This is a genomic window from Desulfofustis glycolicus DSM 9705, from assembly GCF_900130015.1.
Lineage (GTDB): Bacteria > Desulfobacterota > Desulfobulbia > Desulfobulbales > Desulfocapsaceae > Desulfofustis > Desulfofustis glycolicus.
This window is the reverse complement of the sequence record NZ_FQXS01000059.1, coordinates 1-6,316: the sequence shown is the minus strand read 5'-3', so window position 1 is coordinate 6,316 and position 6,316 is coordinate 1. Positions and strand designations below refer to the sequence as shown.

Below are 6,316 nucleotides of genomic sequence, written 5' to 3'. Positions count from 1 at the left end.
CGATATCGCGAAGACTCTCTCGGTAGGTGATTTGGGCAAAGGCCATGCACAAGAATTGATCGAGACAGGAGAACCTTCTTACCCTGCGCTCTCCTTGGTATTTGGCTACACACCGACGAAAGGTTGGCAATGGCATGAACTCCATAACCTGCTTGAAAATCAATTGTCCGGCAAACATGTGCGCCCCCCTCCAGGGTTTTGCCGAAGAATTTCCCTAGAAAGGGATCAGATTTCAAGTCGATTATGGTCATTTTGCCGTGAATGCTATATTAATACAAGATGTTACACCGAGTCGTTTGGCTCTTAACCGGACACTACTGATTTCAAATGATATTTTAGAATTTTGATGAATAGGGGATCCATTTTGAATACGGAACTATTGAATTCTTGCTTTAGATAAGTTCTAAAGCATATCTTGGATGCTTTGACGTGATATTGTAAACTAATAACCTGCAAAATGTTGTGCCCAACCTTATTATGCAAGTCAAAATGAAAAATGAACCAATTGTTGTGGTGGTTGATATCACTTTGGGAGATCAAGAAAAAGCAATGCTTCTTCTTGAATCATTACTAATTATTCCAGAAGGATGTTCGTGTAAATATCTGATCCAACTTGGCCAAAGACGTCTTCTTCCGGAGCTTCAGGAGCAGCTTGTCAGATTTTTAGGTGAAAAAAATGCAATAATCGCCTTCGCCCTGCCGAAAATCGAATTTCCGCAGGAGTTTATTGACCAAGAGACTGCCAAATCCTACACGCCACATAGAATCCCCTTGAGTATCAAGAAAAATTGGTTTGCAAGAAATTTGGTTTTATTGAAATCAATTTTAGAGTTAGAAGAATTTGTCTACTTAAGTCCGGAAGCTGTAATTTTACAATATGAGTGGCTCGCGAAATTGCAGGCATTATCTCAAGATCAATCCATGCCAGTACAAGGGCAAAGGAGAAAACTGAGGTTCAAAGACGAGATTATTAGCTGTGGCTGGTCTGCTGATGGTTGGTTTAGCGGTCAAGCCCTACGCCGTCTGCCTCTTATCCACACTTTCCAGTATCGTCAAGCTAATCCTTGGTATAGGATGAGTCCTCCTGGTTATTCCTGGCAACCAAGTTTCTGCCTGTCCCAAGAGTGGTTGAGCGCTTTTGATATGCCGTTGGGATATGTTATCTTTGCTTTGTACTTTAAAGAAATCACGGGGCAAGGAAATCCACTAGTATGGGATTCTCACTGCCGCGAACAAATCGATTTCGTAAGACTCAACAGGCCAGATGAAGCTGCCGAACAACATCAGGAGGTTGTCGTTGACAAAAATCTCCTCATAATGAACGAAGTCGGTCCCCCTTTTGCTGCCAGAAAGAGGTTACGAGACTGGTACATTAAGCAAACCTGCAAATTGAGTGAAGAATCAGGTCAGGCAAATCTGAAAGGAACATCTTTATCCTTGAGTGGACCCAAGTATAATCTCATTGGGCGTAACGAACGAAAGTTGACACTTGAAGACCTTCATAACATGTTTTCAGGGGAACGTTGCTTCATCATTGGAAATGGTCCGAGTCTCAATAATACTGAACTCCACAAATTAAAAAATGAATACACGATCGGTCTGAACCGTATTTATTTAAATTTTGAAAAAATGGGATTTCAAACTACTTTTTTATGCGTTGCAAATCCCAATGTCCTCAAACAATTCGGGAAAGATATAGACCAGATTAATTCTGTCAAATTTCTTCGCTATCATCATGAATATATCCGGAACCGATGGAATGTTTTTTTTATGGAGCATACAGGTTTTCACGAATTCATAAAAGATCTGCGTGGTTTTAAGTGGTGTGAGGGGTGCACCGTTACCTATTGTGCAATGCAAGTTGCTTACTTTCTAGGCTTTAAAACCATTATTCTCGTCGGAGTGGATCATAATTTTCCGGATAAAGGAACCCCGCATCAGTTGGTGTCAGCAAAACCCGTGGACACCAACCATTTTCATCCTGATTATTTTGCAAAGGGAGTGAAGTGGCAGTACCCTGATCTTGCCGGATCAGAAGTTTCATATCGCGTAGCCAATAGCGAATTCAGTCGTGCTGGACGTGTCATACTAGATGCAACAGTTGATGGCTCCTTGGATGTTTTTCCTAAATGCGACTTCGACATGTTATTTGGAAATGAAGGATATATATCCAACGTTCGCTAATAACATATTTATGAACCGGTTTAAATTTCAATTTTTGTTATGGAATATCCACTTGTCAGCATTGTAATTCCAACATACAATCAAGCCGCATACCTTCCAGTTTGCGTAGATCATTGTCTATTCCAAACTTATCCGAATATTGAAATAATCATTGTCGATGGTGGTTCCACAGATGACACCAAAGAGTATCTCATCTCTTTGCCGGCAAAGATATCGAATTCCACAATGAACCCTGTTCATTCGATGTCCGAAGCAGGGGAAATCTTGAGAATTCCAATTCAGGTCTATCCTCAGAACAGACGACTGAAGATACTAACATTTGATGGAGATATAGGAGCAACAAGAACTTATAACGAAGGATTTCAAGCGGCAAGTGGTAAATATTGTACATACATCGTTGGCGATGATTGGCCTCATTCGCATATGATAGAAGAGATGGTCGGGATTCTAGAAAATATGGACGTCGATTTTGTATATTCAGATATGAATCTTGTTCATGATACTGGTCAAATTGTTCGACAGATGCGAATGCCCGATTATTCATTCGAAGAATGTTTTGCACAATGGTTTCAGCTGGGAGTTAGCAAACTCTACAAAACTGAGTGGCATAGAAAAGTCGGTCTGATGGATGAGAGTTATTGGAGTGCCAATGATTATGATCACTACCTTCGTTTTGCTGTGGCGGGGTGTCGATTTTATCATTTGCCTAGGATTCTTTACTCTGTTCGATGGCACGGACCCGATCGCAAGATTGGACAACACACTCAGTCTCGATATGCTATTTTAATGGAAGAATCTAAAAAGTGCTCTAATCGTGCAAGGCAATGGTTGATGACGAAAAATGCTCTGTCAAATATTTCGTAACATTTTGTAACTAAATATTTAAAATTATAAATAATATGAATTGCAAAAAAATTACCGCGCTACTGCCTATGAAGGCTCATTCCGAGAGAGTGCCAAACAAAAATATTCGTTTATTCAACGGGAGACCCCTTTTCCATTTGATTACTGAAACACTTGAGTTCTGCAATGCAATAGACTCGATCATTATCGATACTGATAGTGATTTTATTGCCGAAGATGCTCAAAAGAACTTTTCAAAAGTAAGGATTCTAAAACGTCCTAAGGCTCTTCAAGGTGATTTTGTTTCGATGAACGATATTATCGCGTATGATCTCGAAATGACCAAAGCTGAACACTACCTTCAGACACATAGCACTAATCCTCTATTGACAGCTGTCACGGTAGAAACAGCCATTGAAAATTACTTCAATGCCATCGAATACTACGATTCCCTTTTTTCAGTAACCCGGTTACAAACTCGTCTTTTCTTGGAATCAGGAACACCTATCAATCATAACCCAAAAGAATTGCTTCGTACTCAGGATCTTCCGCCTGTTTTTGTGGAAAATTCGAACATCTTTTTGTTTTCAAAAACTTCATTTAAGAGGGCTGAAAATAATCGAATTGGTCTGAGAGCGAAAATGTTTGTTATGGATAAATTTGAAGCAATTGATATCGATGATGAAATTGATTTTTGTTTTGCCGAAGCCTTATATCGTATTCGATCAATTGAACCTGTAAAGGAAACCGAAGAATTGTCTAAATAAAAATTTAAATATTTAGCCAATATAAGGTCATAGTAAACCGCATACGATAAGGCAATAAAAACTGATAAAATGTGATAGTCAAATGCTTGTTCAGTAAGTTGTTGAACATCCACAACGTATCTTGTATGCCAATACATTTTTCGACTGCTAAGTACAATACTCTTCAGGAAGAAACTTTAATTTCGTCTTTGAAAAATTCTAGATAGATAGTAGTCAAAAAAAAATCATATTAAAAGTAATAATGACTAAATATTCTATTATTATTAGGTGTATGAACGAACGCAGGCATTTGCCAAGACTGCTCTACGGTATTTCTCAGCAAACTATCAACAATTTTGAAATTATTGCGGTAGATTCAGGTTCAACTGATGGAACAATAGAAATTCTCAATGACCATAGAATTAAAACAATATCACTTAACCCAGATAGTTTTTCATTTGGTCGTTCCTGTAATATTGGGTGTAAAGAGGCCGAAGGAGAGATCTTCATTTTTGTAAGTGCTCATGCCTACCCGATTTATCGAACATGGCTTGAAGAGCTCATTAAACCATTTTGTGATCCTTTGGTGGGAATAAGTTATGGAAAACAAAGAGGAAATGAATCTTCTAATTATTCAGAATGTCAAATTTTTAAAAGCTGGTATCCTGATGAGGATCAATCACTCCAAGATCACCCTTTTTGTAATAACGCAAATAACGCAATAAGACGTAATCTTTGGGAGGAACTTTATTTTGATGAAGTTTTAACAGGACTGGAAGACATTGATTTTGCGAAGCGTGCACGAGATCGTAACTATAAAATTTCTTATGTGGCCGCAGCAGAAGTTGTTCACGTACACGAAGAAATATTTAGCGCTGTGTTCAATAGATATAGAAGAGAAGCTTTGGCTTATCGGACTATTTTTCCACATGAAAGATTGAGTGGCTGGCAGATAATTAATCTATTTTTTAGGAATTTAAAAACTGATTGTAGTCGTGCTTGGGCCGAAAATTGCTTCTTTCAAAATCTTAAAGATATTTTATCATTTCGATTAATGCAATTTTGTGGAACCTATCTAGGAATGAAACAACACGGACCAGTTACCGATTCTTTACGGCAAAGATTTTATTATCCAAATCGAAGTCCTGTTTCTCATCGATCAATCGATAAAATCATAGACGTCAATTCTATCGAGTACCATAAAATATTTGAAAATGATTAAAATGATAAATGATCAATTTCGTTATCAAATAAGAGACATTAGCGTACCTCTGAGAAATGACATGGTTCTTTGGCCAGGAAGCCCCAGATTTTATATACAATGGGTAAAACGTTTAGAAGATGGACAACACTGCAATGCTTCTGTACTTCATTGTGATATGCACGCAGGTACCCATATTGATGCTCCTTTACATTATTTGGCTAACGGAAAAGACATAGCTGAATGTAAGTTGAATCATCTCTGTGGATCTGTGTATGTTGCTGAATGTAAGGGTAAACGTCTAATTGGACCAGAAGAGCTGAAAGAAAGTAACATTCCAAAATCCTGTCACCGTCTTCTATTGAGAACAGATAATAGCAAAGACTTGCTAGCAAATCAGAATTTATTTGATCAAAATTTTTGTGCATTAAGTGAAGAGGGAGCGATCTGGATTACTGAAAGAAACATTTTATTGGTAGGTATAGACTATCTTTCCATTCAACCTTTTAAGCAACATGATCTCGTACACTCAATTTTACTAGAGTCTCAGGTGCTAATACTTGAGGGGTTAAATCTCAATGGAGTAGAGCTAGGTTGGTGGGAGTTGTTTTGCTTGCCACTATTGCTTCCAGAAGCAGAGGCTAGTCCAGCACGAGCAATTCTCCGACGACCAATCCAAGTCTTATAGTCTTCTTGTAAAATACAGGATAAAAAGCTGGCCAATTTCTCAAATATGCAGACTAAATCTATAAAAGCTAAGTTCCCGGATGATTTTATCTATGAACACGAATAAGCTATTAAAATTGATTATAAAATATAATTTTCGTTTATTCGTTTCATCGTTACATTTCATCATTGTAAATAGATGCGGTAAGGCAATTATTCCTGTAATATTATTTGGGTGATTAGTTTCTCGTTATATTTTTGCGAGAACTCAGATTTTATACCAAAGAGATTCAAAACGTTCAGCTGTCTGGGAAAAGTTCTAGAATTTTTTGTTAAGATGATTCTGGTTTATTGCCGCGGTGTGTAAATAGTTAATATTTTTATACCTTAATGATGCACTTTCGAGTATAATTCTGGGCATGGAAAAGATAGATGCCCGAACACATAATCAGCAGACTCAGTATGAGTTGCGCAAGCAGGTTGTCCGCTTGCGCAAACGTGGTTTGTCCACCAAAGAAACCGCCGAATTGGTCGGTATCTCTGCCTCTCATGCCAGTACGATCTGGCAGAAGTATCTGCGAGGAGGCATAGATGCGATCAAACCGGGCAAGCGAGGCCGCCGACACGGAGCGCAGCGAGTCCTCGATGCCGAGCAGGAAAAAAGCGTGCAAATCAT

Annotated in this window: 7 protein-coding genes; 6 read left to right on the top strand and 1 reads right to left on the bottom strand. The window is 38.4% G+C overall.

Features of this window, described 5'->3' with window-relative positions; all coding sequences use genetic code 11:
• The coding region (locus BUC26_RS22010; RefSeq protein WP_143166127.1) for a DUF4372 domain-containing protein at nucleotides 1-178 on the bottom strand (178 nt) is incomplete at its 3' end.
• Nucleotides 179-489: 311 nt separating this feature from the next.
• Between BUC26_RS22010 and BUC26_RS22835 the strand changes: the two genes are divergently transcribed.
• From BUC26_RS22835 to BUC26_RS21980, 6 genes are all read left to right on the top strand, one after another.
• Nucleotides 490-2,184, top strand: coding sequence for a 6-hydroxymethylpterin diphosphokinase MptE-like protein (locus BUC26_RS22835; RefSeq protein ID WP_161949924.1), 1,695 nt, complete (start codon nucleotides 490-492; stop codon nucleotides 2,182-2,184).
• 39 nt (nucleotides 2,185-2,223) lie between these two features.
• Nucleotides 2,224-3,048 carry a glycosyltransferase gene (locus BUC26_RS22000; protein WP_073379512.1) on the top strand — a complete coding sequence of 275 codons (825 nt, stop codon included), beginning with the start codon at nucleotides 2,224-2,226 and terminating at the stop codon, nucleotides 3,046-3,048.
• A 35-nt stretch (nucleotides 3,049-3,083) separates the two neighbouring features.
• On the top strand, nucleotides 3,084-3,794 hold the full coding sequence (locus BUC26_RS21995) for an acylneuraminate cytidylyltransferase family protein (protein ID WP_073379510.1): 711 nt from the start codon (nucleotides 3,084-3,086) through the stop codon (nucleotides 3,792-3,794).
• 241 nt (nucleotides 3,795-4,035) lie between these two features.
• Nucleotides 4,036-4,995, top strand: a complete 960-nt coding sequence (locus tag BUC26_RS21990; protein ID WP_073379508.1) for a glycosyltransferase family 2 protein — start codon at nucleotides 4,036-4,038, stop codon at nucleotides 4,993-4,995.
• Entirely contained in the window at nucleotides 4,988-5,662 is a 675-nt protein-coding gene (locus BUC26_RS21985) for a cyclase family protein (protein WP_084540854.1), read from the top strand. The genes BUC26_RS21990 and BUC26_RS21985 overlap by 8 nt, the downstream gene beginning before the upstream one ends.
• 397 nt (nucleotides 5,663-6,059) lie before the next feature.
• On the top strand, nucleotides 6,060-6,316 hold a 257-nt coding region (locus tag BUC26_RS21980), incomplete at its 3' end, for a helix-turn-helix domain-containing protein (RefSeq protein WP_143166093.1).

Coding starts and splice junctions, on each gene's coding strand:
- BUC26_RS22835 (WP_161949924.1), top strand. CDS start 490: ATGAAAAATGAACCAATTGTTGTGGTGGTTGATATCACTTTGGGAGAT.
- BUC26_RS22000 (WP_073379512.1), top strand. CDS start 2,224: ATGGAATATCCACTTGTCAGCATTGTAATTCCAACATACAATCAAGCC.
- BUC26_RS21995 (WP_073379510.1), top strand. CDS start 3,084: ATGAATTGCAAAAAAATTACCGCGCTACTGCCTATGAAGGCTCATTCC.
- BUC26_RS21990 (WP_073379508.1), top strand. CDS start 4,036: ATGACTAAATATTCTATTATTATTAGGTGTATGAACGAACGCAGGCAT.
- BUC26_RS21985 (WP_084540854.1), top strand. CDS start 4,988: ATGATTAAAATGATAAATGATCAATTTCGTTATCAAATAAGAGACATT.